Raw genomic sequence first — 26,187 nt, 5'->3', positions numbered from 1 at the left:
CTGTCCCTCATGATGATCATCATGTGTGCGATAGGCCACGTCGCCCGAGCAGGAGCACGGCGACGGCCGCGGCCAGGAACGCGCAGACGGCAGCCCCGGCGAAGATCGCCTGAACTTGTGAAATGGCCGCGTCGCGGAGCGCCTCGAGGAACGGGCGGCAGGTGCCGGGGGAGGACGGGCACAATTCGTTCGGCGATTTGATGCCGTCGGCAATCGCGTAGTACCGCCGCAGTCCGATGGCGGTCAGGGCGGAGACACCGACGAGCATGCCGACCATCCGCGCGACGACCACGAGCGCGCTCACCAGGCCGTGGCTGTCGGCGGGGGTTGCGCCGAGCATGGCGGTGTTGAGTGGTGACAGCGCCAGTCCGAACCCGAAGCCGCACAGCAGCAGTACGACGGTCGCCGGCCAGTGATCGAGCGCAGTACGGCTCCAGAACGCCATCACCACGAACATCGCGCCTGACAACGCCAGCCCGGCACCGGCGATGAGGCCGAGCCCGTAGCGCCGCGTGAGCCACCCGCCGAGAACCGCGCCGACCGGCAGCGCGATCAGGAACCGCACCAGCACCAGCGCCGCGGCCAGCTGCCCACCGCCTTGGGTGGTGCGCGCAAAGACCGGTACGTCGACCAGCGCGGCGATCAGAGCGCAACCGATCAGGAAGCTGACCAGCAACGAACCCCAAGCAGGTCGAGCGCCCAGCAGACCGCGGGGCACGATGGCTGCGGTCGTACGCCGCTGCCAGAGGGCGAACCCCATCGCGAAGACAGCGGCGGCAACGAGCAGCCAGGGGCCGGCGGGTGACATCAGTTCGCGTTCCGGATCGGCCGTGGCGAAGGCCAGCACCACTCCGGCGAGAGCACAGGCCAGCAATGCCGCGCCGACCAGATCGACCCGCGCCAGGACACCGCCGAGATGTCCACGAGTGCGCCACAGAACCAATCCGAGCCACCCCAACGCGAGAACCAGCGTGGCGACACCGATCGGTGTCAGCAGCCGCGAGGTGCCGGTAAAGGGCACGAAAGGCAGGCCGAGCGTGACGCCGGATGCGAGCCGCTGAGGTGCCGTCAGAGTGAGCGCGAGGGCAATGCATGCGACAACGCCGACGACACCGGACAGCGGTGGCCATCGACGACCCCGGAGGAGCAGAGCCAGAACGACGGCGACGGTCAGATTGAGCCAGAAGATGTAGCGCCAGTCGGCGACCGCGAGTACGGCGGCGCCGAGCAGCGGCCCGAGGACCGAGCCGAGCTCCTGCACCGCCCCGACCACGCCCAACGGCAATCCGCGACGGTCGGCGGGCCACAGATCGGCGACCAGCGCGAGCGTCGCCGGAACGAGTCCACCACCGCCGACCCCCTGAAGAAACCGACCGGTTACCACCAACGGCAGGTCGTACGCGCCGGCCGTGATCAGCGACCCGACCGCGAACAGCAACAACGCGCCGACCAGCACCGGCGTCCGCCCGACCACATCCGCGATCCGTCCGATCAGCGGCAGTACGGCGATGTACCCGAGCAGGAACCCGGAAATGATCGGGGCCGCCCGCTGCAACTCATCCGCCGACAGTCCGACGCCGGCCATCATGTCCGGCAACGCCAGCACCACGACGTACGTGTCCGCCGCCGCGAACGCAACCGCGATCGAAGCGAGCGTCAGACGGGTCCTCGCCGCGTGGCCGGATCGGTCGCGCCGGGCCGAGTCGGCAGCATCGCTCACGGCTTGGTGATCTCGACCTTCTCGCCGTACTTGTCGAGGCTTACGTCGTAGCTGCTGGTGGCGCCGGGGTAGAACGGGCCGGTGATGGTCGCCGAGACCAACTGCTTCGCGTCCTTGTCGATCTTGAAGGTGCTCGGGAAGTCCTGGTCGGCGGGCGCCTTCGGGAAGATGCCCTGCAGCGCCTTGCCCTGGACGGAGCCGGTGACCTCGGTCAGCACCTTGGCGCCCTGGCGGGTGTCGCCGGTGATCTTCGGGTCCTTCAGCGTCGGCAGTACGGCGGTCAGGCCCTTCGCCGGGTCGAGCAGCACCGCGGGATCCGGGGCGCCGAGCGAGGCCAGCTGGGACGGCGGGAGCTCGATGTAGCTGGGCGTGAAGGACAGCTTGGCGTACACCTTGCTGCCGACCGCAACGACCTGCGCGTCGATCGGAGCGCCGGCGGATCGCACCGTCAGCTTGCCCTTGAAGGCGGGCGCATGCGTCGCGACCCCGTCACCGCTGGCCAGCGTCTGCGCGTTGTCCGGCAGATCACGCCCGGTCAGCACGATGTGCACGCTCGCGGCATCGTCGATCGTCTTCTTCGCGTCGGTGAGCAGCGACACCGCGTCGCCGCTTGACTGCCCACCCCCGCCGCTGTCCTTCTTGTCGCTGCATCCGGCCAGCGCAAGTACTACGACCGCGCCGAGCGCGAGCAGTCTCTTCACGGACTCAGCCTGCCAGATCAGCAGCGCACGCAGCGATCGGCTGCGCGACCGGTACGCCGGAACCGTCGCGGCGCGGGTCGACCGGCGGCAGATCCACCGGCGCGCCACTGCTCGCACTGGCCTTCACCGGTGCCACGCCGATGAAGCCGAGCAGCAGCCCGTCCTCACCCTTCAGCAGCCGCTGGCACCGCACGCCGCCGGTCCCACGGCCCTTGCCCGGGTACTCGCTGAACGGCGTCACCTTCACCGCGCCGACCTCCGTCCCCGGCAGCGCCGACGAGGAGCCCGCGATCGTGACGACCTGCGCCTCGCGACCGGTGTCGATGGCTCCGAAGAACACCACCTTCGCCTTCGCGGCCAGCCGAACACCGGCCATACCGCCCGCGGTCCGTCCCTGCGGCCGTACTGCGGACGCCGGGAAGTGCAGCAGCTGAGCGTCGGAGGTGATGAAGCACAGCTCCTCGTCACCCGTGGTCAGCTCGACCGCGCCGATGACCTCGTCGCCGTCCTTCAGCCCGACGATCTCCCACGAGTCGCGGTTGCTGAGGTGATCCGGGACAACCCGCTTCACCACGCCGCCCGTCGTACCGAGAGCGACCCCGACCGAGTCGGGATCCATCGTGGTCAGCGCGAGCGCCCGCTCACCCGGATCCAGCGACACGAACTCCGCGATCGGCGCGCCGCCCTGCAGATTCGGCGCCGCGGCGGTCGTCGGTACGGCGGGAAGGTCGAGCGACTCGAGCCGGATCAGCCGGCCGGCGCTCGTGATCAGGCCGTACTGCCCACGCGCCGTGCTCTTCACCGCGGACACGATCGCGTCGTGCTTCGCGCGCGCCTCGCCGCCGCCGAACGGCTCGACCCCGTTCGTCCGGGCGAGCAGCCCGGTCGAGCTCATCAGGATCCAGCACGGGTCGTCGGTGACCTCGAGCGGCACGGCGGCGGTCTTCGTCGCGCCGGACGACTCCAGCAGCACGGTCCGGCGCGGCGTGCCGTAGGTCTTCGCGATCTCGGCCAACTCGTCCGACACCGTCTTCTGCAGCAGCTTCGGGTCGTCGATGATCGCGGTCAGGGCCTCGATCTCACGCTCGAGCTCGCCCTTCTCGGTCTCCAGCTCGAGCTTGGAGTACTTCGTCAGCCGTCGCAGCGGCATGTCCAGGATGTAGTTCGCCTGGATCTCGGACAGGTCGTAGATCTCGATCAGCCGGGCCCGCGCCTCGGCCGAGTCCTCACTGCTGCGGATGATCTGGATGACCTCGTCGATGTCGAGGATCGCGATCAGCATGCCCTCGACGATGTGCAGCCGGTCCTGCGCCTTCTTCCGGCGGAACTCGCTGCGCCGGCGGACGACGTCGTACCGGTGGTCGAGATAGACCTCGAGGAGCTGCTTGAGGCCGAGCGTGCGCGGCTGGCCCTCGACCAGGCACACGTTGTTGACGTGGAACGCGTCCTCGAGCGGGGTCAGCTTGTACAGCTGCTCCAGCAGCGCCTCGGGGACGAACCCGTTCTTGACCTCGATCACCAGCTGGGTGCCGTGGGTCCGGTCGGTCAGGTCCTTGACGTCGGCGATGCCCTGCAGCTTCTTCGACTGGACCAGGGTCTTGATCTTCTCGATCACCTTCTCCGGGCCGACCGCGTACGGCAGCTCGGTGACCACGATGCCCTTGCGGCGCGGCGTGACGTTCTCGATCCGGGCGGTGGCGCGCATCTTGAAGCTGCCGCGGCCGGTCGTGTACGCGTCCTTGATGCCCTCCAGGCCGACGATCTTGCCGCCGGTCGGCAGGTCCGGTCCGGGCACGAACCGCATCAGGTCGTCGATGTCGGCGGTCGGCGTCTTGATCAGGTGCCGCAGCGCCTGGATGACCTCGATGAGGTTGTGCGGGGCCATGTTGGTCGCCATGCCGACCGCGATGCCGGCCGCGCCGTTGACCAGCAGGTTCGGGAAGGCGGCCGGCAAGACGGCCGGCTCCTCCTCCTGGCCGTCGTAGTTCGGCTTGAAGTCGACGACGTTCTCGTCCAGGCCGGCCGTCATCGCCATCGCCGGCGGCGCCATCCGGCACTCGGTGTTGTGATTGACGAATCCACCGGCAAGGAACGAATGATCGTCGCTGTCCACCCGGATCGAGTAGACGGCTTCCGGCGCGCAGTCCTCGACCTTGGTCACTTCGACGAAGCGATAGCCGGAGTCCATGATCGGCGCGACCACGGAGAGAATCTCAGGGTCCTTGAACTTCGCGACAAGCAAGCTTCGATCGGCCTGCCAGCGCTCGAAACGATCGAAGTTGTGGTTGAGGAGCCAGCTCCTGCCCGTCCCGCGCACCGGATCGAGGGCGTCGCGTACGAAGTCCGCGACGTACGGCGCGTAGTCGCGGGTGAGACGGTGGGTGTAGCGAGAAGCGCGCGCAAGTAACCCGCGGAGCGTGTGTCGCTTCGCCGCAAGGAAACCGATCCGCTCGCTGAAGGCGTGGATGTTGTGCTGACCGGAGATCACCAGTCGGTACTCGCCGCGCGCGTACTGCGTGAGATTGCTGTGCACGCCGAATTCGAGCAGCAGTTCCTGGAGTCCCGATGCCAGCGTCTCGCTGTACGTCGAGTACTGGATCGTCACGGACGCGTCGTTGGCGCGGCGAATTCCGCCGTCCCCTTCGTAGAGCGCCATCAGGAACGCACGTTTGAGTCCGACAGTGCCGTTCCAGACGGCTTCGGGAATGTGCTTCTCGGCCGCCTTGAAGCCGATCATGCTCGCGAGCGGGCTATCCCGGAAGGCGCTGAGGTTCTGGACGTCGAGCTCGTGGATCGTGCGCTCAGACCGGGGAGCTTTCCGAGAATAGACGTAGCGCGGGCCGCCCACGACCGCGTCGTACGCCGCGAGGACGTACTCGAAGTACTCCGCGTCGGTGTTGTTGAAACCGGCCCGGCCGACCGAGGCGAATCCTTCCGACACCCAGGCGCCGAACAGCGTGCCGAGTGTCATCTCGTGAGCCATCGGAACATCTGTCGTCCACGCGTTGCGTGCGAGGCAGACCACTGTGCCGGGCCTCACCTCGTCGAGCCGCAGCCACTGGAAAACGGGCACACCGGCGATCGGCACAAGGCACAGCACCGGGTGGTTGTGACTGCCGCGGAGCGCATGACCGCTCTTCGTCACCAGTCTCTTCACAGGATGTGTGCCGGAATTGAAGACCTTGCTTGCGTGGACGGGTTTGCCGTCCTTGTCGAGAACCTCGAGGTCCACGAAGGCCTCAGAATTCTCCGGCAGGTTCACCAAGTCGGCGATCCTGGGAGAGCTGCCGTCGACGAGTCGCACCCGGGTGTCACCGGTGAGGCAGTACCGCATCGCGGCCGGGCCGTCGTCGAGCGAGCCGAAGTTGCCGTGCGGGTCGATCAGCGGCACCCGCATCGACCAGGACTGCCCGGTCCGGACCAGGGCGTCGTAGATCGCGCCGTCGCCGTGCGGGTGGTACTTACCCATGACCTCACCGACGACGCGGGCGCACTTCACGTGCGAGCGGTCGGGGCGGATGTTGTTCTCCGCCATCGAGAACAGGATCCGCCGCTGCACCGGTTTCAGGCCGTCCCGGGCGTCGGGCAGGGCCCGGGCGTAGATCACCGAGTAGGCGTACTCCAGGTAGCTGGTACGCATCTCGTCGGAGACGTCGATGTCGAGGATGCGCTCCTCGAAGTCTTCGGGTTCGGCGGTGCTGGTACGGCGTGCCATGCGGGTCTACGAGCTCCTCGATCAAACCGGTACGACGCCGCGACGGTCCGGCGCCCTACCCATTGTCCCTGGTCAAAGACGGAATCACCGGCCGCGACCCACCCTTGCGCCGATCATCTCCGCTATACCGGTCTATTCCATTACGGCGGAGGGCTGTGACCGGCGCAGGATGTACGTGGTCGGGGCCAGAGCGGACCCTACCGCCAGGATCAGACAAAGTCCGGCGATGCCCAGCAGCACACCCCACGGAACCGTGAACGGTACGTCGGCCAGCCCCGCGTTCATCGCGTGCCGGATCAGGATCCCGACCGTCACGGTGATCGCGGTGCCCAGGCTCAGCGCAACCGCTCCCACCAGCGACGACTCCCAGAGCACCATCCGGCGGATCTGCGCCGGCGTCGCTCCGAGCAGCCGCGAGGTGATGAACTCGTGCCGCCGCTGCAGACTGCCCATCAACAGTGTGTTGGCGATCGCGATCGCGCTGTACAGCCCGGCCGGACCGAGGAGCAGGATGAGCCCGAGCTGATTCCCCTTCCGTACGCCGTCCGCCTGGCCGGCCTCCCAAGCCGCGGCCAACTGCGCGTTCGGCAACCGCTTCACCAGGCTCGCCGGATCGGTCCCGTCGGCGGGCAGCACGAACTGCCGGTCGGGTACGGCCGTCGGCGCGTGCTTGCGGGCCAGGTCGAGCGGTATCAGGAGCGACGGGTTCACCCCGAGCGCATCCTTCACGATCGCCACCACCCGAAGCTTCACCGGCGTCCGGTCGACGAACACCACCGGGATCTCGTCGCCGACCTTGTACCCCTCGAACCCCGACATCTCCTTGCTGATAGCAACCGTATTCCCGGTCAAGGCACGGACATCTCCGGCCGTCGGCGCCAGATCCCGGGTCTGCGTGGCGACCGCCGGGTCGATCCCCTCGGCATCCTCGAGCTCGGCGTCGTCCCGATCGATCCGCACCATCTGAAGCGGAACTCCGGCATCCACTGTCTTTACCCCTACGCCTGTAACCGGTGACCCTCCAGTGACGACGACCGGTGCGCGGACAGCATCACGAATCGTCGCCGCCGCGCTGTCCGCGGCGAAGCTCAGGCTCAGCACCATCGACCCGGCGACGGCCGAGATCGCGAGGATGGGAGCAGCCAGCGAGGCGCTTCGACGCGGCGCGGCCAGCACGTTGCTGCGCGCGAGCCGCCCCGACACCTGCGTCCACGCCACCAGGGGCAGCGCCCACAGCCGCCCCACCAGCGGCACCACGAGCGGCGCGAGCAGCGTCAGCGCGATGACCATCACCATCGGCGTGAACATCGCCAGCGGTACGGCGCCGTCACCGCTCGACGGCCGGATCAGGGACAGCATCGTGATCGCCCCGGCCGTGAACAGCAGGCCGAAGACGATCCGCACCGGCCCGATCCGCGGCGGCTCCAGCGCGGCCTCCCGCAGCGCGTCGATCGGCCCGACCCGCCCGGCCCGCCGCGCCGCCGACCGTGCCCCGAGCATCGCGACCAGCAATCCCGCGGTGACAGCGATCACCAGCGGAACCCACGGCGACGCCGGCTCGAGCTTCACCGGCGCAAGCTCGGTGTACGACGCCTTGGCCAGCAGCAGGGGAGTCGCGAGCTGGGCCGCGAGCGCACCGGTCAGCGACGCTGCCAGCGCGACGACGAGCGCCTCGCCGAGGACCATCCGCCGGATCTGACGCGGTGTCGCGCCGATCAGCCGCAGCAGCCCGATCTCCCGGCGCCGCGAGGCGACCGCGAAGGCGAACGTACTGGCGATGACGAAGATCGTGATGAACCCGCTGATCGTCCCGACCATGCTGAGCACGACCTGCAGCCCCGAGACGTCAGCATCCGAGAACGGCACCCGGACCTGCCGAGGAGCCGCACCGTCTCCGCCCAGAGTGGTCACGGTGATGGTGCTCGCGGCAGCTCCGCGGTAGGCGATGGTGGCCGCCGTCGCGGTGGCTGCCAGTCCGAGCAGGAACACCCCGACGGCGAGCGCGACGAACGAACCGGCGTACAGCGCCCGGTGGCGGCTGACGGTCTGTCGGCTCAGGTAGAACATCACTGCTCCAGATCACTCATGGCCGCGGCGATCTGCGTCGGCGTGGCGCGATCGAGGTGCCCGGCGAGCAGGCCGTCGGACAGGAACAGCACCCGCTCCGCGTACGCCGCCGCCACCGGGTCGTGGGTGACCATGACGACGGTCTGGCCCGCACGGTCGGTTGCCTCGCGCAACAATCCGAGGATCTGCCGGCTGGTGCCGCTGTCCAGCGCACCGGTCGGCTCGTCGGCGAAGAACACCGATGGCTGGGTGATGAGCGCCCGCGCGATCGCGACCCGCTGCTGCTGACCGCCGGACAGTTCCGCCGGCCGTCGCTTCGCCTTGCCGTCCAGTCCGACCTGCTCCAGGACCCGGTGTACGTCGTTCCGCGACGGCCGGCGTCCGGTCAACCGGAGTGGCAATGCGACGTTGTCGTACACCGTCAGCGAAGGCAGCAGGTTGTACGCCTGGAAGACGAACCCCATCTCCGCCCGGCGCAGCTTGGTGAGCTCGACCTCGCTGAGCCCGCTCAGCGTCGCTCCGTTGAGTACGACGGTGCCCTTGGTTGGCCTGTCGAGCCCAGCAGCGCACTGGAGCAGCGTGGACTTGCCGGAGCCGGACGGGCCCATGACTGCGGTGAACGAGCCGCGCGCGAAGTGGTACGTCACTCCACGCAGCGCGTCGACCGCTCCAGCCTTGGAACGGTACGTCTTGGTGATGCCGTCCAGCAGAAGCGCAGGCGGCTGTGCGGGTGCGATTCCCGGATACGAAGGCGCGGTAGCGGTCATGGTTCCAGCGAACCGCCGTACGCCGCCGACCGCGCTGGCCCGTGGTGGAGACCTGGAGTAGCGCGCACGCTACCGCCCCGGAGGGCCGCCCACCTCTAGGGTTGACAGCGTGGAGAGACCTAAGACTGAGTTGAATGCCGCGCCTCCGGCGCGGCGGGTCCTGGGGCTGTTGCTCCCGGCCTTCCCTCGTCGCTCCGCTCCCTCCGCTCCCTCCGCTCCTCAGTCCAGGCCGGGAGGCCCCAGGACCGCGTGGGCAGCGCTCGCGTCGCCGCGCTACCTGATCTCGTCGTGGCCGTGGCGTAGCTATGCGTACCTCTTCACGTCTGTGCCGGTGGGTGCGCTGGCGATCGGCGTGCTGGTCGGGCTCGCCGCGCTCAGCGCACTCCTCAGCCCGATTCTGATCGGCATCCTGATGCTGACCGCGTTCCCGCTGATCGGTGCGGCGATCGGCTGGATCGAGCGCTGGCGGGCCGGACTGATGCTGGTGGACGGCATCAGCACCCCGCACGCGCAGCTGCCACTCGGTTTGTCGGTCAAGCGGCGGCTGACCTTCCGGCGGCGTGAGCAGGCCTCGATGCGAGCTCTCGGGTACGGGTTCGTGCTCGGCGTGCTCCTCTGGCCGCTGAGCGCCTTGTTCGCAGGTATCAGCGCGACCGTTCTGCTGACCACGCTGGCCGCGCCGGTCATCGCTGACACCGACGAGATGGGGATGGGGCCGTGGACGCTCGACTCGGCCAGGGAAGGGGTGATCTTCCTCGTCCTGTTCGGGCCGGTGTTCTACGCGGTCAGCTCGTACCTGCTCGGAGTCATCGCCGGTGCGGAGGCCTCGCTCGCGAAGGCCATGCTCGGACCACGCCAGGAGGAGCTGCAGCGCAACCTCGCCGAGCTGCGACGCTCCAGGCTCGACCTGGTCGATGCGTTCGAGACCGAGCGGGCGCGGATCGAGCGGCACCTGCACGACGGCGTACAGCAGCGGCTGGTCGGACTCACGATGACGCTCGGGCTGGCCGAGCTGGACCTGCCCGACGGCGAGGGGAGGCGGCTGGTGATGAAGGCCCATTCCGAGGCGGAGGCCGCGTTGGCCGACCTGCGGGCCGCAGTACGCGGGATCCATCCGCGGGTCCTGGTCGACCACGGGCTGGAGGCCGCCGTACGGGAGGTGGCGGACCGGATGCCGCTGCCCGTGACAGTGCAGCTGTCGACCACGCGTCTACCGCCGCCGATCGAGGCTGCGGCGTACTTCGTCGTGAGCGAAGCGCTGGCGAACGTCGCGAAGCATGCACAGGCCACGAAGTGCGAGGTGTCCGGCTGGGTGGACCGTGAGCGGCTCGTGATCGCGGTCCAGGACGACGGTGTCGGCGGCGCACGTCTCGGTGCGGGCAGCGGACTTACCGGGCTGGTGACGCGATTGGACGCCTTGGGCGGCACACTCGACGTCGACAGCCCACCCGGTGGGCCGACCCGTCTGAGAATGGAGTGCCCGTGCCGACTCGGCGATTGAGCCGTCGACTGGCCATCGTGCTGGCCGAGGACTCGCTGCTGTTGCGGGAGGGCCTGGCCAGCATCCTGGATCGCGCCGGGCACGACGTACGGGACACCGTCGGGGACGCGGACACGCTGCTGGCCGTCGTACGCAAGGAGCCGCCGGACGTGGTGATCACCGACGTGCGGATGCCGCCCGGGCACAGCGACGAGGGCCTGCGGGCCGCCGCCGCGATCCGGGCCGAGCTGCCGGCGATCGGGATCCTCGTGCTCTCGCAGTACGTCGCCGATGCGTACCTGTCGACGTTGCTGGAGACAACGACCGGCGGGATCGGGTACCTGCTGAAGGACCGGGTCGGACATGTCGCGGAGTTCCTCGAGTCGCTGGACCGGGTCGCCGACGGCGGGACCGTGGTCGACCCGGAGGTCGTGCGTCAGCTGCTCGCGCGCCGCCGGAACGACGGGCCGCTGGCCGCGCTCACCCCGCGCGAGCTGGAGGTGCTCGCGCTGATGGCCGAGGGCCGGGTGAACGCGTCGATCGCCGAGCAGCTGGTCGTGAGTGAAGCCGCGGTCCGCAAACACGTGGGAAACATTTTCGCCAAGCTGCGGTTGGAAGATGGGTTGGACCGGCGCGTATCCGCGGTGCTGACCTATCTGAGAGGTTGAACAGAGGATGAACATGGACGAGGCGATCCGGAAGATCCTGGCCGACTGCGAGACCTGGGCCGTGGTCGGACTGTCGAACAACACCAGCCGGGCGGCGTACGGCGTGGCGCGGTTCCTGCAGAACCACGGCAAGCGCATCGTGCCGGTGCATCCGTCGGCAGAGACGGTGCACGGCGAGCAGGGGTACGCGACGCTCACGGACATCCCGTTCCCGGTCGACTGCGTGGACGTCTTCGTCAACTCCGGCCTGGCCGGCGACATCGCGGACCAGGCGGTGGGAATCAACGCGCGCGCGGTGTGGTTCCAGCTCGACGTAGTTGATCAGGACGCCTACGCACGGACGACCGCGGCCGGACTCACGATGGTGATGAACCACTGCCCGGCGATCGAGTGGGGACGTCTCGGACCAGCGCGGGCCATTTGAGTGGTCAACCCGTGAGATGGACCCTTTCTGCCTCGCATGCGGGCTGTGAACGGGCCATTGGCAAGGTTCACCTCTCAAATGGCGGGGCGGGCGGCGGGGCGCGTTAGTTGAGGTAGCCCTCGACGGTGTCGGCCGAGCGGGCCTGGGCGTCGTCGGGGTTCTCGCCGAACTCGCGCCGGGCGCGCCGCTGGCGGAGCAGGTCCCAGCACTGGTCCAGCTCGATCTCGACGGCCTTGAGCCGGGCGTGCTCGTCGTCGTCGTTGATCTGGCCGGCGGCGTGCTTGGACCGGAGGTCCTTCTCCTCCGCGACCAGGTCGTCGATCCGGCTGATGATGCTCTTGTCGTCGCTCATGAGGAAACGGTACGCCCGTCGGGCAGGTGGGATCGGGACAGGAGTTCGGTGAGGACGAGGATCGCCAGGGCCTCGGCCGCGATCAGGCCGAGGAGGACGACGAGTTGGAGCGCGGCGGCCTGGGTGGGTGACGCGCCGCCGAGGACCATGCCGACGAAGGCGCCGGGCAGGGTGACCAGGCCGACCGTGCGCGTCTGGTCGAGCGCCGGAAGGAGCGCGTCACCGGCGATCGGGCCGACGACGAGCTTGAAGGCGTCGGGCTGGAGCAGGCCGATCGACAGCCCGGCCTCGAACTCGCCGAACCGCGTCCCGTACTCGCTGAGCACGCGGCGCCCGGCGAGCGTGGTCGCGGTCATCGTGCCGCCGACGATGATGCCGCCCATCGGCAGGATGCTGGCCGGGTTGCGCGGCACGACGCCGGGCAGGATGAGCACCAGCAGTACGGCGAAGGCGCCGCAGCCGATCGCGGTCGCGCAGTACGCCCACTGACGTGGAACGACCGCGGTCTGACGCAGCCGTCGGGTGCTGGTCACGGTGGCGACGACGAACATCAGCAGTACGAACGCGATGGCGCCGACAGTGTGCTGCAACGCGAACCCGACCACCACGCCGACCGCTGCGAGTTGCACAACCGCACGCAGGGCCGCGGTGACAATTCCTTTGTCGTGTCGCAGGCCGGCGTACCGGGACGCCCCGACACCGATCGCTATCAGCAGCGGCAGGACGACAAGTGCCGACCAGCCCAGGCCGGTATGGAACGACATGCTTACTTGAAGTCGGCCTCGTCGTAGGTGTTCCCGGCGCCGCTCTCGACCTTCGCCGCCTCGTCCGCGCGCAGCTCGACCCGCCGGATCTTGCCGGAGATCGTCTTGGGCAGATCGGCGAACTCGAGCCGCCGGATCCGCTTGTACGGCGCCAGGTGCTCGCGGCAGAACGCCAGGATCTCGCCGGCGAGCTCCCGCGACGGCTCGTGACCGGCCGCGAGCACGACGTACGCCTTGGGCACCGCGAGCCGGACCGGGTCCGGTGACGGCACGACGGCTGCCTCGGCGACCGCCGGGTGCTCGATCAGCACCGACTCCAGCTCGAACGGCGAGATCCGGTAGTCGCTGGCCTTGAACACGTCGTCCGAGCGGCCGACGTAGGTGATGTACCCGTCCGCGTCCCGGCTGGCGACGTCGCCGGTGTGGTAGAACCCGTTGCGCATCACCTCGGCGGTCAGCTCGTCCGCATCGCGATAGCCGTGCATCAACGGCACCGGAGCGGGCGCCAGCTCGATGCAGATCTCGCCGTCGTCGCCGATCTCGTCGGTCGCCGGGTCGATCAGCGCGATGCTGTACCCGGGCAGTGGACGGCCCATTGAGCCGAGCTTGACCTGCTGACCGGGCGTGTTGCCGATCTGCGCGGTCGTCTCGGTCTGGCCGTACCCGTCCCGGATGGTGATGTCCCAGGCAGTGCGGACCTGCTCGATGACCTCGGGGTTGAGCGGCTCGCCGGCCGAGATGCACTCGCGGATCTGTACGTCGACCGCGGACAGGTCCGCCTGGATCAGCATCCGCCACACGGTCGGCGGCGCGCAGAACGTGGTCACGCCGTACTGCTGCAGGACCTGCAGCATCTTCTCGGCGTTGAAGCGCGTGTAGTTGTAGAGGAAGACGGTCGCACCGGCGTTCCACGGCGCGAACACGTTGCTCCACGAGTGCTTGGCCCAGCCGGGTGAGGACACGTTGAGGTGGACGTCGCCGGGCTGCAGACCGATCCAGTACATCGTCGAGAGGTGCCCGAGCGGGTAGCTGACCTGCGTGTGCTCGACCAGCTTCGGCTGACTCGTCGTACCGGAGGTGAAGTACAGCAGGAGCGGGTCGTCGGCCGCGGTGTCGACCTCCGGGACAGGGCCGTCGTAGCTCTCGCTGTCGGCGTACGGCAGCCACCCCTCGGCCGGTGAGCCGACGGCGACGCGGATGCAATGGTTCGCGATCCCGGCGTACCGGGCCGCGTCGGCGCCGCTGGTGACGACGGCGCGGACGTTGCCGCGAGAGATGCGGTCGGCGAGGTCGGCGTCGGTGAGCAGGGTGGTCGCGGGGATCATCACCGCGCCGGCCCGGATACAGCCGAGCATCGTCTCCCAGAGCTCGACCTGGTTGCCGAGCACGATCAGTACGCGGTCACCCGGCTTCAGACCCGCCTCGGTGAGCCAGCCGGCGACCTGCCGGGACCGCTCGCCCATCTCGGCGTACGTCCGGGAGGTGACCTGACCGTCCTCCTCGACGATCGTCAGCGCCGCCACCTCGGGCTGCTCGACCGCGAGCGCGTCGAACCAGTCGTGCGCCCAGTTGAACCGCTCGAACGCCGGCCAACCGAAGTCCCGGTACGCCGTCTCGTAGTCGTCGCGATGCGCCACCAGGAAGTCCCGCGCCGCCCGGAACTCCCGGGTCACCTCCGACGTGCTCTGCTCGGTCGCCATGTGCCGCACATTACCCATTCAGAACCCGTTCAGCGCGAGAACGGCTCCCGCCACGACGAGGGGCGTGAGGATGAGGCCGCGCCACAGGAAGGACCACCAGGAGATGTCGACGCGGGCGGCGTCGCAGCGGGCTCGCCAGAGGAGGGTGGCGAGGGAGCCCCAGAGCGTGAGCAGGCAGCCGCAGTTGACGCCGATGAGCAGCGCCATCATCCGGTGCGGGCTGCTGGAGGCGACCGGTTCCATCGCGAGGTACGCCGGGAGGTTGTCGAACAGGTTCGCCCCGACGCCCGCGGTCGCGCTCAGTCGCAGCTCGGACGTGGTCCCCGCGATCCGGCGGAGCAGATCCTCGAGGCCGTGATCGCTGAGGAACCCGACGACGGTGAACAGCACCACGACGGTGATGACCAGCTTGTACGGGATCAGCGACCAGCGCAGCACGCTGCGCCGCCGGATCGCGAACAGTACGACCAGTGCGATCGCCCCGATGCTCGCGGGCCAGGCAACCTCGACACCTGACACGAACGCCGGCCCCGTCAGCACGCAGACGGCCGCCGAGCCCCAGAACAGCACCTTGTCCTCGACCGGTGGTGTCGGCGGTACGGCGTACGTCCGGCGCAGGTCCCGGTGGAAGAGCACGGCGAGTACGACGATCGTGATCAGGATCGAGGCGATCGCGGGACGCCAGCTCGTCGCGATGAACGAGGCGTCCAACTGGCGGAACTGGTGCAGCGCGAGCAGGTTCGTGAGATTGGACACCGGCAGCAGCAACGACGCCGTACCGGCCAGCCATACCGTGGTGAACGCGAACAGCTTCGGCGGGACGTCCAGCTGGCGGGCCATCGACAGCACGACCGGCGTCAGCAGCACCGCGCAGGTGTCCAGCGAGAGCACGATCGTGAGGCCGGTGGCGAGCGCGACGACCAGCAACCAGAGCCGCCAGACCCGGCCGCGGGCGAGGTGGGCCGCCTCCCGCGCGGCGACGTCGAACACCTTGGCCTGGTCGGCCAGTTCGGCGATGACGGTCACAGCGATCAGGAAGACCAGCACCGGCGCGATCCGCTCGACCAAAATTCAGGACCTCTCAGGTGACCGTTTGAGTACGCTTACGGGGTGCCGGACCAGTATGACCACGAGCTGCCGGACGGCTATCCGGCGGAGTACGAGGCTGACGTCGTCCTGCGGGACGGCGCGACCGCTCATCTGCGCCCGATCACGCCCGACGACGCCGACCTGCTGGTGGCCTTCTACGCCCGGGTGTCCGAGCAGTCGAAGTACTACCGCTTCTTCGCCCCGTACCCACAACTGTCCGAGCGCGATGTGGCGAGGTTCACCCAGGTCGACTACCACGACAGGCTGGCGCTGATCGTCACGGTCGGTGACGAGATGATCGGCGTCGGCCGCTACGAGCGGACCGGCCGGAGTACGGCGGAGGTCGCGTTCCTGATCGAGGACGCGCACCAGGGCCGCGGCCTCGGGCAGCTGTTCCTGGAGCACCTGGCCCAGGCGGCCCGCGAGAACGGCATCCACCGGTTCGTCGCCGAGGTGCTGCCGGACAACCGGAAGATGATCACCGTCTTCGCCGAGGCCGGGTACAAGGTCGCCCGCGAGTTCGAGGACGGCGTGATCGTGGTCGAGTTCGACATCGCGCCGACGGACACGTCGTTCGGCGTGATGCAGGCCCGCGAGCAGCGCTCCGAGGCCCTGTCGATCGCTCGGCTGCTGACCCCTTCGTCCGTGGCCGTGATCGGTGCGAGCCGGCGCGAGGGCACGATCGGCAACGCGCTGCTCCGCAACCTGCGTGACGGCGGGTTCTCCGGCCGGCTGTACGCCGTGAACACCGACACGAAGGCCGACCAGATCGAGGGCGTTCCGGCGTACCCGACGATCCGCGAGGTCGAGGACACGGTCGACCTGGCGGTGGTCGCGGTCAAGGCGGAGATGGTCGCGGACGTCGTCCTGGACTGTGCGGCCAAGGGCGTGCGCGGGCTGGTCGTGGTGTCCAGCGGGTTCGCCGAGATCGGTGACGAAGGCCGGAAGCGGCAGCGGTACCTGGTCGGTCTCGCGCGCTCGTACGGCATGCGGGTGATCGGGCCGAACGCGCTCGGCCTGATCAACACCGCGGCCGGCGTCTCGCTGAACGCGACGTTGTCGCCGCTGATGCCGAGCAAGGGCCGGGTGGCGTTCTTCTGCCAGTCCGGCGCGCTCGGGGTGCCGATCCTGGCCGACATGGTCGGGCGTGGCCTCGGCCTGTCGAGCTTCGTCTCGGCCGGCAACCGGGCGGATGTCTCGGGCAACGACCTGATGCAGTTCTGGTACTCCGACGAGGCCACCGAGGTCGTCCTGCTGTACCTCGAGTCGCTCGGCAACCCGCGCAAGTTCAGCCGCGTCTCGCGCCGGCTGGCCGGGCGGAAGCCGGTGATCGCGCTGAAGTCTGGGCGGGCGACCCAGGGCGTACCGGTCGGCCAGATGGTCCGCCGCAGCTCCTTGCCCCCGGCAACCATCGAGTCGATGTTCCGGCAGAGCGGGCTGATCGGCGTGGACACCACCGGTGAGCTGTTCGACGTCGCCCAGCTGCTGGCGCACCAGCCGCTGCCGAAGGGCCGCCGCGTCGCGATCGTCTCGAACTCCGACGCGCTGACACTGCTCGCACTGGACACGATGGCGGGTTGCGGCCTGGACATCGCCGGCGAGCCACGGAACCTGAGCCCGGACGCGACCGCCTCGGACTTCGGTGCGGCTTTGTCGGAGGTGTTCGCCGACGACAAGGTGCATTCGGTCGTCGTGATCTACACGCCGCCGGTGCAGTCGAACGGCGCCGAGGTCGCGCAAGTGCTGGCCGCGGCGGCCGCGGGCTCCGACAAGCCCGTGGTGTCGACGTTCCTCGCCTCGCGCAGTGTGCCCGCCGAGCTCCAGGTGCCGGACGAGGACGGTGGCGCCGCCCGCGGGTCGATCCCGTCCTTCCTCAACCCGCAGTACGCCGTCGGCGCGCTCGCGAAGGCGACGCAGTACGCCGAGTGGCGCAGGCGCTCGGACAGCCGGATCCCGGATCTGCCGGACGTGGACACCGCCGGGGGAGAGGACTTCGTCGCGGAGTTCCTGCAGCGGCATCCGGCCGGTGCCGATCTGGACGAGGCTGATCGGCAGCGGCTGCTGAGCTTCTACGGGATCTCGGTGCTGCCGGCGTTCCCGGTGCTGAGCGCGGACGAGGCGGTCGGCCGGGCGGCGGACCTCGGGTTCGAGGTGATCCTGAAGGCGACCGCGGAGCAGTGGCGGATGCGGCCCGACCTGGCCGACATCTGGCGGCACATCCACGACGAGGACGACATGCGGGCGGCCTGGGCGGAGATGACGCAGACGTTCGGGGTCGCGTCGGATCCGGGACGGGCACAGTTCGTCGTACAGAAGATGGCGCCGCCCGGCGTGCCGGTGGTGATCTCGACCATCGAGGACGTGTCGTTCGGTCCGGTCGTGACGTTCGGCCTGTCCGGGGTGGCGACGGACCTGCTCGGCGACCGGTCGTACCGGATGCCGCCGCTGACGACGCGCGACGCGGCCGAGATGGTCCGCGAGGTGAAGGCGTCACCGCTGCTCTACGGCTACCGCGGCTCCGACCCGGTCGACATCTCCGCGATCGAGGACCTGCTGCACCGGGTCTCACGCCTCACGCTCGACCTCGAGGAGGTCGTCCGCCTCGACCTCCGCTCGGTCCTGGTCTCCGCCGAAGGCGCCTGCGTCCTCGACACGAGAGTCCGCATCGCGCCCAACGAGAAGCCCCGCCAAGACACTCCCGCCCGCCGCCTCACCTGACCGACCGCGGAGCGCTGCAGCTCGACAGGATGTGTCGGGTGCATCGGCCTGAATCCAGGCGGGCGCCTGTCGGCAGTGGGCGTATACGTACTGTCGAGCTGCAGATTCGCTCAGCGTGTGCGGGTGTAGATGCTGTTCTCGCGATGGAGCAGACGGGCGTCGACCAGCCCTCGCCGGAGGGCGGCGTGGTCCGGGTGCCAGCGGTTGAGCAGTTCGTTGACCTCGGCCTCGGGGTAGGCCCGCCCGACCTCGAACGTCTCGACCAGATGCTCGAGAACGACCTGATACTTGTCCGGGAAGGTCGGGAAGTGCGTGAGCCGCCCGTCGCGGATGAACGACTTGAGCACGTTGTCGCGGGCCGGATCCTCGTCGAGCGGCACCCGCTCCGGGCGACTCTCGCGGACGGCGTCCTTGAACGCGCCCTCGGCCGCGGTGAACCCGTCGCGGCTCGCCTCGATCAGTCCGCCCTTGGTCAGCCGTTGCAGTGCCTTTACCACGACCGGCGCGTCGAGTCCGGTGCTCCCGGCAACCTGCTCGGGGGTGGTGGCGCCGAGGACGATCGCGGAGTATGTCCGCAACCTCGACGGTTCGGCCAGCAGACCACACAGCTGATCGGTGTTCATACATTTCACGCTAACGATTACCGCAACCACATTTCGACGTACCCCCGAACACTCCAACCCACCCACCGCCCGCCGTACCCAGCCCACCCCACCGCCCGTGCCCGGACGCCCGCCCCGAGCGCATTTGAGGGGTTAACCGCTGAGGTTGTCCGTTCACCCGCCGTGTGCGAGGTGTGAAGGGGCACTTCGCGAGGTTGACCACTCAAATGCCGACAGGCGGGGTTGGGCCAGAGCCGCCCGGACGCTGCCACGGACGTGCCCCGGACTCGTCCCGGGCGACGGACGTGCCACGGATATCGTCCGGATTTGTGCGGATGTCGTCTCGGGCGCGGTTTGGGGCGTGCAAGGATCGCCGTATGCAGCCTGGCCCGCACAATGCGATCACCGATGTCCCCGGAGTGCTTGTCGGACAGGTGGAGCGCATCGATGCGCCGTACCTCACCGGTACGACGGTCCTGCACCTGCCGGCGACTGCCGTTGCCGGCGTCGATGTCCGCGGTGGTGCCCCCGGGACCCGCGAGACGGATCTGCTCTCGCCGGTGAACTCGAACGGCGGTGTGAACGCGATCGTGCTGACCGGCGGGAGTGCGTTCGGTCTCGACACCGCCGGCAGCGTCATGCGCTGGCTGGAGGAGCGCGGCGAGGGGGTGCGCGTCGGTCAGGGCGAGTACGACGTGGTCCCGATCGTCCCGGCCGCGGTGATCTTCGACCTCGCCCGCGGTGGGGACTTCAAGGCCCGGCCGGAGCCGTCCTGGGGTGCGGACGCGATCTCCGCCGCCACCGACGGACCGGTTGCCTTGGGCAACCACGGTGCCGGGGCGGGTGCGCGGGCGCGCTCGCTGAAGGGCGGCGTCGGCTCGGCCAGCGTGCGGCTCGACGACGGTACGACGGTCGGCGTGCTGGTGATCGTGAACGCGGCCGGCTCGACCGTCGACGCCGACGGCAACCTGTACGGCGCTCGCTTCGGGATCGGCGACGAGTTCGGCCACCTGCGGACACCGGTCGAGCCGCCACCACCGGCCGCGCCGGGTCGCAACCTGATCCCGGGACCGTCGATGAACACCGTGATCGCCGTGGTGGCGACCGACGTACCGCTCGACAAGGCGGCGACGAAGCGGATGGCGATGGTCGCGCACGACGGACTGGCCCGGGCGGTCGATCCGATCCACACGCTCGTCGACGGCGACAGCATCTTCGCGGTGTCGACCCGGGTGGCCGACGACGACCGGCCGCGGCTCAGCGTCACGGACCCGATGGCCCTCGGGCAGCTCGAGACGGTCTACGCGGCCGGTGCGCGGACCCTGTCGCGGGCGATCGTGCACGCGATGCTCAACGCCGAGTCGGTGCAGACGCCCGGCGGCCCGATTCCGAGCTACCGCGACGCCTACCCCTCGGCGTTCCGGACCGACTGACGTACGACCCCAGTCGTACGCCGGGGTGCCGAAAGGCGCCGGAAGACGACGGCAAGACCGGTCTGCGGGCCGACGATCGCGGGCGGCGTTCGCGGAAGGCTCTGCGGTATGAACTTCCAGAGTCCCCAGTCGCAGGTCGTCCTCTCCGGTCATGGCCTGGTCAAGTACTACGGCAGCGTGATCGGCCTGGCCGGTGTCGACGTCGCTGTCCGCTCCGGCGAGGCGCTCGCGGTCATGGGCCCGAGCGGCAACGGCAAGACCACGCTGCTGCACGTGCTGGCCGGGATCCTCACGCCGGACCAGGGAGAGGTGTGGCTGGGCGGTGAACGCGTGGACCAGCTCAACGACGCGGCGCGGACAGTACTACGCCGCCGTCGGCTCGGTTTCGTCTTCCAGGACAACCAACTACTCGCCGAGCTGCCCGCGGACGAGAACGTGGCGCTCCCGATGATGGTGGACGGTCTGAGCCGCCGGGACGCGATCGGTCGCGCGCGGAACATGCTCGCCCAGGTGGGTCTCGCCGCCGAGGCAGGCCGACGTCCGGGCGAGCTGTCCGGCGGCCAGGCCCAACGAGTCGCCATCGCCCGTGCTTTGGTCGGCGAGCCCCAGGTGGTCTTCGCCGACGAGCCGACCGGCGCCCTTGACGCAGCCACCGGCTCCCAGGTCATCGACCTACTGGTCGGGGCTGCCACCTACCGAGGCGCGGCGGTAGTAGTCGTCACCCACGACGACTCTGTCGCCGCCCGCTGCCACCGGGCACTCCACATCGTCGACGGCCGCGTCAGCGAATCAGCGGGAGTCGTGCGATGAACCCGATGACGGATCTCGGGCTGCGGTTCGTACGGCGTCCTGGGCCTGGCGGACGCGCCGCCAACCTGGCCGCGCTCGGTGCGACCGCGGTCGTCGCGCTGCTCGTGACCTTCCTCATCGCCGGCTCACTCGGGCTGTCGCACCGGTCGGAGCGCATCGGCTGGCGGAGTGGGGACAAGGCCGACCCGACCACCGCGATCGGCGCGATGAACCTCGACGACGACCAGCGGGTCGACGGACACCGGATGACGGTCCTCGACCTCGCAACCCTCAAGCCCAACGAGCTCCCGCCACCACCCGGCCTCGACAACACCCCGAAGCCCGGCGAGGTCTTCGTGTCACCCGAGGTCGCCAAGCACTGGTCCAGCCTCAGCAAGCAGTACGACGTCGTGCAGCCGACCGGCATTATCAGCGCCAAGGGGTTGTCGTCACCGGAGGAGTTCATCGTCATCCGTGGCGTGCAGACGATCCCGGCCGACCAGCATCCGCAGTACGTGAGCAGTTGGCACGAGAAGGTCTGGGACAGCCGCATGCTCGCTCTGCTGATCGCAGTGGCGTTCGGCATCACCCTCGTGCTGTTTCCGATCCTGAGCCTCGTCGGCCAGGCAGCCGGTGTCGCAGCCAAGCGCCGCGAACACAGACTGGCCGCGCTGCGCCTTGCAGGTGCCACGAGAACGCAGGTCCTCTGGCTGAGCACTGTAGAGCAGGCCGTCCTTGCTCTGGTCGGTGCAGTCGTCGGACTGGTCGGCTACACCGTCCTGAGCCCACTCATCGCACGCATCCCGCTCGGCGGCGGACGCTGGTACGTCGGCGACATCACCGTCAACTGGTGGACAGTCCTCGTCGTGCTGGTCGCCGTACCTGTCCTGTCCGTCGTCAGCGCACTGATCGGACTGGGCCGAGTCAGCATCACCCCGCTGGGCGTCGTCCGCGGCCAGACCCGCAAGGGCGTCAGTGTGCTGCGGATCGGGTTACTGGTGATCGGTCCGGTGATCCTGGCGTACTACGGGATGAAGGCGGCCCTTCTGCCCTTGCTGATCGGAGTCGGGTTCGCTGCGCTCGCCGTACGCGTCATCGGCCCGTTCGCGGTGCAGGTGGTCGGCAAGACGATGGCGAACCTGGCAAACAAACCTGTGACGTTGCTGGCCGGACGCCGGCTTGTGGACGACCCGAAGGCCGCCTTCCGACCGGTCGCGGCGCTGGTGCTGTCGGGCTTCGTCACCGGCTTCATCTCGGTGTTCATGCCACCGGGAGACGACGACCCGACCTTCCACGACATGCGGATCGGTGTAGCACTCCTGCTCTCCCTGGTCTTCCTGACCGTCGCCGCTTCGACTGCGGCAGGGGCGGTAGGTACAGCGCTGGACCAAGCGGCTCCGGCGAGGGCCTTGCGGCGCTCCGGCGTACCGCTGAAGGTGATCGAGCGGTCGGCACGGGTCGCGGCCGTCGTGCCGGTGATCGGGGTCGGACTGCCCGTCGTCGCGTTCGGAGCGCTGTGTGGGCTGGCGCTGAGCGGCGGCAAGGTCATCACGCAGGGCAGCTCCGGCGTACTGCTCCTGATCGGGCAGGTCGTGGCAGGGCTCGTCCTCGTCGCGGTCGCGGGCGCCGCCGGTGCGCCGGTACTGCGGAAGGCGAGTGCGAACTGAGCGTGGTTGTCCACAAGGGTCGAACGCTCGGCATCGCGATCGTGCAAGGATGAGGGCATGCGTGACCTGAATGCACCGGAGCTCGCGGACGCATCCGCGGACCTGCGCGAGGCGATCGATCGGTGTGGCTACTACCCCGACGTGGTGACGGATTCGCTCGAGGTGGCGATCGCCGGCGAGCCGATCCGGGCCTACGTGCTGCAGCACGAGCCGACGTTCGACCGCGACGAGGTCCGGCGGCACATCACCATCCTGGCGCTGACGCCGAGCCGGCTGATCGTCGGCCACACCGACGAGCACGCCGCCGACGAGCTGATCCGCGCGCCGTATGCGTCGACCTCCACCGAGGCGATCCCGCTGCACCGGGTGAACGCCGTGGTCGTGAACCGCGTCGTCCCGAATCCGGCCGGCTACGCTTCGGGCAAGTCGGACCCGGCCGTCGCCGGCGCCGGCGAAGTGGTGCTGACGATCGGCTGGGGGATGGTCAACCGGATCGACCTCGAGCCGGCCGTCTGCGCGGACCCGAACTGCGAGGCCGACCACGGCTACACCGGCTCGGTCGCGGCCGACGACATCTCGCTGCGGATCAGCGCCGCGGCGGACGGGCCGGCCGGGATCCAGCAGGTGCTCGAGTTCGCCAAAGCGTTGTCGTTCGCGACCAGCCGGTAGTCCGGTGATCGACAGGTGATCGTCCCGGTTTCCCCGCAGTACGGCGGCGGATCGCTCGCCGATGTGCTGCCGTCGGTGGCCGGTGCGCTCTCGGTCCCGGGCGAGACGAACGTCCTCGGCCTGCCGCCCGCATCGCGGTACGCCGTACTGCTGCTCGACGGCCTCGGGTGGAGGTTGCTCCAGCGGTACGCCGAGGCCGCGCCGTACTTGTCCTCGCTGATCCCGGCGAGCCGGAGCCTGACGGCCGGGGTACCGTCGACGACCGCGGTGAGCCTGACCAGCCTCGGCACGGGCCTGCCGCCCGGCGCGCACGGGATCGTCGGCTACACGTCGATCGTCCCGGAGACCGGAGACCTGCTGAATGCGCTGGCCTGGGACGCTCCGGTCGACCCACGACGCTGGCAGCCGCACGGCACGGTCTTCGACCGGGCGGCCGCCGCCGGTGTAGCGACTCGCAACGTGAGCAAGGCCCGGTTCGACTCGTCCGGTCTGACTGCCGCCGCCTTCCGGGGGAGTGCGCACCGCGGCGCGGACACGGTCGAGGATCGGCTGGACGCGACCCGGTTCGCGAGTCGTGAAGGCCGGTCATCGCTGGTCTATGTGTACGACTCCCAGCTCGACTACATCGGCCATCAACAAGGCTGCGACTCGTGGCAGTGGCAGAAGGAGCTGGCCGCGGCCGACGACTTCGCCCAACAGGTCCGCTACGCCTTGCCACGCGACGCCGTCCTGCTCGTCGTCGCCGACCACGGGATGATCGACATCGCGCCCGAGCACCGCGTGGACGTCGACGCCGAGCCGGCGTTGACCGACGGTGTGCGCGTCGTCGGCGGCGAGTCCCGCTTCCGTCATCTGTACTGCGTTCCGGGCGCCGAGGCTGATGTCATCGCCACCTACACCGAGCGTCTCGGCGACAAGGCCTTGGTCCTGTCCCGGTCGGACGCGATCGCCGGGGGCTGGTTCGGCCCGGTCGAGGATCGGGTCGCACCCCGCCTCGGGGACGTCATCGTCGCGTCGCTGGGCCCGGTGGCGCTCGTGGCGTCCCGCCGGCACGCCCAAGAGGCGAACCTGATCGGCCTGCACGGCTCCCTGACCGCCGACGAGATGGAGATCCCGCTCCTCGTCGACGCCGGGAGCGCGACGCAGGGCTAGAAGCTCCAGACGTCCCAGTAGAAGGTGGTCTGCGCGGTCTTGGCCTCGCCGTCGCGGGCGATGACGGTGACCTTGTACCGACCTGAGCCTGGGGTGAGAACGCCGGTGATCCAGCCGCGTTCAGGGTCGATGCTGAGGCCCGGCGGAAGGCCGGCGGCGGTGTAGCTGATGTCGCCGGAGCCGCCGGTGCCCTTCATCAGCAGGGGGATCGCTGGGACGCCACCGACGCCGATCTGCTCGGAGGGCTCGGTGATCGCGATCGCGCCGTGGGGTTGCGACGATGCGGCGCCGACCGCCTCGGCGGCGTCGACGAGGCCCTCGCCGTAGTACGAGTTGTTGGTGGTCGGGCCGACGCACTCGCCGGTGGCGCCGGTGGGGCAGGCGAGGTCATTGGCCTGCTGGGCGAGACGGGCGCGGACCTCGGCGACGGAGAGCTTGGGATCGACGCTGCGGAGCAGGGCCGCGACACCGGCGACGTGCGGCGACGCCATCGACGTACCTTCGAGGATCTTGTAGCCGCCGCCCGGCACGGTCGAGTACACGTCCTCACCCGGGGCGGCCAGGTTGATCTTGTTCACCCCGAAGTTCGAGAACTGCGACTTCAGACCGGTCGGGTCGACCGACGCGACCACGACCACGCTCGGCAGCTCGGTCGGCAGGCTGATGCAGTCGTTCGTGACGGTGCGCGGCGCAGCGGTCGAATCGTCCGGGCTGGAGTCGTCGCCGGACTTGTTGGCCAGGTCGTAGTCCTCGTTGCCGGCGGCGGCGACGTTGACGACGCCCTTGCTGTCGGAGTACGCGACGGCCCGGCGGACGGCTTCGGCGATCGCGTCCTGGTCCTTGTCGCTCGGGCACAGGAACAACCACGGGTCGACGTAGTAGCTGTTGTTCGTCACCGAGACGCCCTTGTCGGCGGCGAACATGAACGCGCACACCGTGTCCTCCGGGAAGAACAGCTGGGTCCCGGCCTCGGCGATCCGGATCGACGACACCTTCACGCCGGGGGCGACGCCGATCATGCCGATGCCGTTCTTGGCGCCGGCGATGGTGCCGGCCACATGGGTGCCGTGCTCGCCCACCGGCCGCCACGCGCCGGGCCGGGTGTCGGCCTTGCCGTAGGCGCAGGACGCCGACTTCGACGCGTCGAAGTTCGCCTTCAGATCCGGGTGCTGGTCGTCCACGCCGGTGTCCAGGACGCCGACGGTCACGCTCTTGGAGCCCAGGTTCTTCTGCCAGGCCCGGTCGGCGCCGATCTGGGTCATGTCGGCGCGATCCGACTCGGGAGCGGTAGTCGCGGTCTCCGGCACCGCGGACGGGATGGCCGGGTTCGCGACGTCGGCGGGGAGGTCCGTCGTCCGGGTCGCTCCGGCCTTCTGGACACCGGCGACGTCACGCATCTTGGCGACGAAGTCCGAGGCGGTCGAGTGCGCCACGATCACCCCGATGGCGTCGTACGTCGCGTAGACGGTGCCGCCGTTCTGCGTGACGGCTCCGGTGACCTTTCCGGTCTGGCCCGGCTCGGTGATCACGAAGTACGCACGGAGCCCTGCTGCGGCCCGGACCGGCGCCGCACCGGCCGGCAGGGTGGTGGTGGCGGTGGTGGCGAGAGCCAGACAGACCGCGAGGAAGAGAAGCAGAGCTTTGCGCACGATCCATTCAAACCGTAGGAGGGCTCAGAACCAAGCGGCCCCCGGCGACACACCCCGGGGT

At 69.3% G+C, this 26,187-nt stretch carries 19 protein-coding genes and 3 pseudogenes; 9 read left to right on the top strand and 13 right to left on the bottom strand.

Annotation, left to right across the window (positions count from 1 at the left end; translation table 11 throughout):
* Positions 1 to 19 precede the first annotated feature (19 nt).
* The 7 genes and pseudogenes from ACIA58_RS25315 to ACIA58_RS25285 all read right to left on the bottom strand — a co-directional run bounded on the left by ACIA58_RS25315 (position 20) and on the right by ACIA58_RS25285 (position 8,970).
* Positions 20 to 1,720 (bottom strand): MFS transporter, encoded by a 1,701-nt coding sequence (locus tag ACIA58_RS25315; protein ID WP_396406229.1) that lies wholly within the window; start codon positions 1,718 to 1,720, stop codon positions 20 to 22.
* Positions 1,717 to 2,421 (bottom strand): LppX_LprAFG lipoprotein, encoded by a 705-nt coding sequence (locus ACIA58_RS25310; RefSeq protein WP_396406228.1) that lies wholly within the window; start codon positions 2,419 to 2,421, stop codon positions 1,717 to 1,719. The genes ACIA58_RS25315 and ACIA58_RS25310 overlap by 4 nt, the downstream gene beginning before the upstream one ends.
* A 4-nt stretch (positions 2,422 to 2,425) precedes the next feature.
* A pseudogene (locus ACIA58_RS25305) lies at positions 2,426 to 4,507 on the bottom strand (DNA topoisomerase (ATP-hydrolyzing) subunit A); the annotation flags it as partial.
* 366 nt (positions 4,508 to 4,873) lie between these two features.
* Positions 4,874 to 5,461: pseudogene (locus ACIA58_RS25300) on the bottom strand (LAGLIDADG family homing endonuclease); the annotation flags it as partial.
* Positions 5,462 to 5,527: 66 nt separating this feature from the next.
* Positions 5,528 to 6,136 (bottom strand): annotated as a pseudogene (locus tag ACIA58_RS25295) (DNA gyrase subunit A); the annotation flags it as partial.
* Between the two features lie 132 nt (positions 6,137 to 6,268).
* Positions 6,269 to 8,203 (bottom strand): FtsX-like permease family protein, encoded by a 1,935-nt coding sequence (locus ACIA58_RS25290; protein ID WP_396406227.1) that lies wholly within the window; start codon positions 8,201 to 8,203, stop codon positions 6,269 to 6,271.
* Positions 8,203 to 8,970, bottom strand: coding sequence for an ABC transporter ATP-binding protein (locus ACIA58_RS25285; RefSeq protein ID WP_396406226.1), 768 nt, complete (start codon positions 8,968 to 8,970; stop codon positions 8,203 to 8,205). Before ACIA58_RS25285 ends, ACIA58_RS25290 begins: the two co-directional genes overlap by 1 nt.
* 277 nt (positions 8,971 to 9,247) lie before the next feature.
* Here ACIA58_RS25285 and ACIA58_RS25280 point away from each other — a divergent pair, with 277 nt between their 5' ends.
* From ACIA58_RS25280 to ACIA58_RS25270, 3 genes are read left to right on the top strand one after another with little or no spacing between them, the layout of a single operon-like run.
* Positions 9,248 to 10,471, top strand: coding sequence for a sensor histidine kinase (locus tag ACIA58_RS25280; RefSeq protein ID WP_396406514.1), 1,224 nt, complete (start codon positions 9,248 to 9,250; stop codon positions 10,469 to 10,471).
* On the top strand, positions 10,453 to 11,118 hold the full coding sequence (locus tag ACIA58_RS25275) for a LuxR C-terminal-related transcriptional regulator (RefSeq protein ID WP_396406225.1): 666 nt from the start codon (positions 10,453 to 10,455) through the stop codon (positions 11,116 to 11,118). The genes ACIA58_RS25280 and ACIA58_RS25275 overlap by 19 nt, the downstream gene beginning before the upstream one ends.
* 13 nt (positions 11,119 to 11,131) lie before the next feature.
* Entirely contained in the window at positions 11,132 to 11,542 is a 411-nt protein-coding gene (locus tag ACIA58_RS25270; RefSeq protein WP_396406224.1) for a CoA-binding protein, read from the top strand.
* A 103-nt stretch (positions 11,543 to 11,645) separates the two neighbouring features.
* Here the strand turns inward: ACIA58_RS25270 and ACIA58_RS25265 are convergent, their stop codons facing one another.
* From ACIA58_RS25265 to ACIA58_RS25250, 4 genes are read right to left on the bottom strand one after another with little or no spacing between them, the layout of a single operon-like run.
* Entirely contained in the window at positions 11,646 to 11,894 is a 249-nt protein-coding gene (locus ACIA58_RS25265; RefSeq protein ID WP_396406223.1) for a DUF2630 family protein, read from the bottom strand.
* A complete protein-coding gene (locus ACIA58_RS25260; RefSeq protein ID WP_396406222.1) occupies positions 11,891 to 12,658 on the bottom strand; it encodes an ABC transporter permease in 768 nt (255 codons plus the stop codon). Before ACIA58_RS25260 ends, ACIA58_RS25265 begins: the two co-directional genes overlap by 4 nt.
* A gap of 2 nt (positions 12,659 to 12,660) precedes the next feature.
* On the bottom strand, positions 12,661 to 14,358 hold the full coding sequence (locus ACIA58_RS25255) for an AMP-binding protein (RefSeq protein WP_396406221.1): 1,698 nt from the start codon (positions 14,356 to 14,358) through the stop codon (positions 12,661 to 12,663).
* 18 nt (positions 14,359 to 14,376) lie between these two features.
* Complete coding sequence (locus ACIA58_RS25250; RefSeq protein ID WP_396406220.1) at positions 14,377 to 15,426, bottom strand: SLC13 family permease; 1,050 nt, start codon at positions 15,424 to 15,426, stop codon at positions 14,377 to 14,379.
* Positions 15,427 to 15,468: 42 nt separating this feature from the next.
* Between ACIA58_RS25250 and ACIA58_RS25245 the strand changes: the two genes are divergently transcribed.
* Positions 15,469 to 18,165, top strand: coding sequence for a GNAT family N-acetyltransferase (locus ACIA58_RS25245; RefSeq protein ID WP_396406219.1), 2,697 nt, complete (start codon positions 15,469 to 15,471; stop codon positions 18,163 to 18,165).
* Positions 18,166 to 18,275: 110 nt separating this feature from the next.
* Here ACIA58_RS25245 and ACIA58_RS25240 read toward each other — a convergent pair whose 3' ends face one another.
* Complete coding sequence (locus ACIA58_RS25240; RefSeq protein ID WP_396406218.1) at positions 18,276 to 18,788, bottom strand: DUF2087 domain-containing protein; 513 nt, start codon at positions 18,786 to 18,788, stop codon at positions 18,276 to 18,278.
* Positions 18,789 to 19,144: 356 nt separating this feature from the next.
* On the opposite strand from ACIA58_RS25240, the gene ACIA58_RS25235 reads away from it, so the two are divergent.
* The 5 genes from ACIA58_RS25235 (at position 19,145) to ACIA58_RS25215 (ending at position 24,477) form a co-directional block, all read left to right on the top strand.
* The gene (locus ACIA58_RS25235; protein WP_396406217.1) at positions 19,145 to 20,200 is read left to right on the top strand and encodes a P1 family peptidase; all 1,056 of its coding nucleotides are present in this window, start codon (positions 19,145 to 19,147) and stop codon (positions 20,198 to 20,200) included.
* A gap of 108 nt (positions 20,201 to 20,308) precedes the next feature.
* Entirely contained in the window at positions 20,309 to 21,010 is a 702-nt protein-coding gene (locus ACIA58_RS25230) for an ABC transporter ATP-binding protein (RefSeq protein ID WP_396406216.1), read from the top strand.
* Positions 21,007 to 22,656: an FtsX-like permease family protein gene (locus ACIA58_RS25225; RefSeq protein ID WP_396406215.1), complete on the top strand. Its 1,650-nt coding sequence runs from the start codon at positions 21,007 to 21,009 to the stop codon at positions 22,654 to 22,656. Before ACIA58_RS25230 ends, ACIA58_RS25225 begins: the two co-directional genes overlap by 4 nt.
* Before the next feature lie 57 nt (positions 22,657 to 22,713).
* Complete coding sequence (locus ACIA58_RS25220) at positions 22,714 to 23,325, top strand: DUF5998 family protein (RefSeq protein WP_134100156.1); 612 nt, start codon at positions 22,714 to 22,716, stop codon at positions 23,323 to 23,325.
* A gap of 15 nt (positions 23,326 to 23,340) precedes the next feature.
* Positions 23,341 to 24,477 carry an alkaline phosphatase family protein gene (locus ACIA58_RS25215; protein WP_396406214.1) on the top strand — a complete coding sequence of 379 codons (1,137 nt, stop codon included), beginning with the start codon at positions 23,341 to 23,343 and terminating at the stop codon, positions 24,475 to 24,477.
* Here the strand turns inward: ACIA58_RS25215 and ACIA58_RS25210 are convergent.
* Positions 24,474 to 26,126, bottom strand: a complete 1,653-nt coding sequence (locus ACIA58_RS25210; RefSeq protein ID WP_396406213.1) for a S8 family peptidase — start codon at positions 26,124 to 26,126, stop codon at positions 24,474 to 24,476. The two genes, ACIA58_RS25215 and ACIA58_RS25210, sit on opposite strands and share 4 nt — an antisense overlap.
* Positions 26,127 to 26,187 lie beyond the last annotated feature (61 nt).

This window comes from Kribbella sp. NPDC051586 (assembly GCF_044453965.1).
In the GTDB taxonomy this organism is placed as follows: domain Bacteria; phylum Actinomycetota; class Actinomycetes; order Propionibacteriales; family Kribbellaceae; genus Kribbella.
Note: the sequence above shows the minus strand (reverse complement) of the source record. Positions and strands in the feature narration are given on the sequence as shown.

What these genes read in the sequence shown, in the direction of transcription:
- ACIA58_RS25290 (WP_396406227.1), bottom strand. Translation starts at nt 8,203, where the DNA reads ATGTTCTACCTGAGCCGACAGACCGTCAGCCGCCACCGGGCGCTGTAC.
- ACIA58_RS25285 (WP_396406226.1), bottom strand. Translation starts at nt 8,970, where the DNA reads ATGACCGCTACCGCGCCTTCGTATCCGGGAATCGCACCCGCACAGCCG.
- ACIA58_RS25270 (WP_396406224.1), top strand. Translation starts at nt 11,132, where the DNA reads ATGGACGAGGCGATCCGGAAGATCCTGGCCGACTGCGAGACCTGGGCC.
- ACIA58_RS25265 (WP_396406223.1), bottom strand. Translation starts at nt 11,894, where the DNA reads ATGAGCGACGACAAGAGCATCATCAGCCGGATCGACGACCTGGTCGCG.
- ACIA58_RS25260 (WP_396406222.1), bottom strand. Translation starts at nt 12,658, where the DNA reads ATGTCGTTCCATACCGGCCTGGGCTGGTCGGCACTTGTCGTCCTGCCG.
- ACIA58_RS25255 (WP_396406221.1), bottom strand. Translation starts at nt 14,358, where the DNA reads ATGGCGACCGAGCAGAGCACGTCGGAGGTGACCCGGGAGTTCCGGGCG.
- ACIA58_RS25240 (WP_396406218.1), bottom strand. Translation starts at nt 18,788, where the DNA reads ATGAACACCGATCAGCTGTGTGGTCTGCTGGCCGAACCGTCGAGGTTG.
- ACIA58_RS25235 (WP_396406217.1), top strand. Translation starts at nt 19,145, where the DNA reads ATGCAGCCTGGCCCGCACAATGCGATCACCGATGTCCCCGGAGTGCTT.
- ACIA58_RS25230 (WP_396406216.1), top strand. Translation starts at nt 20,309, where the DNA reads ATGAACTTCCAGAGTCCCCAGTCGCAGGTCGTCCTCTCCGGTCATGGC.
- ACIA58_RS25225 (WP_396406215.1), top strand. Translation starts at nt 21,007, where the DNA reads ATGAACCCGATGACGGATCTCGGGCTGCGGTTCGTACGGCGTCCTGGG.
- ACIA58_RS25220 (WP_134100156.1), top strand. Translation starts at nt 22,714, where the DNA reads ATGCGTGACCTGAATGCACCGGAGCTCGCGGACGCATCCGCGGACCTG.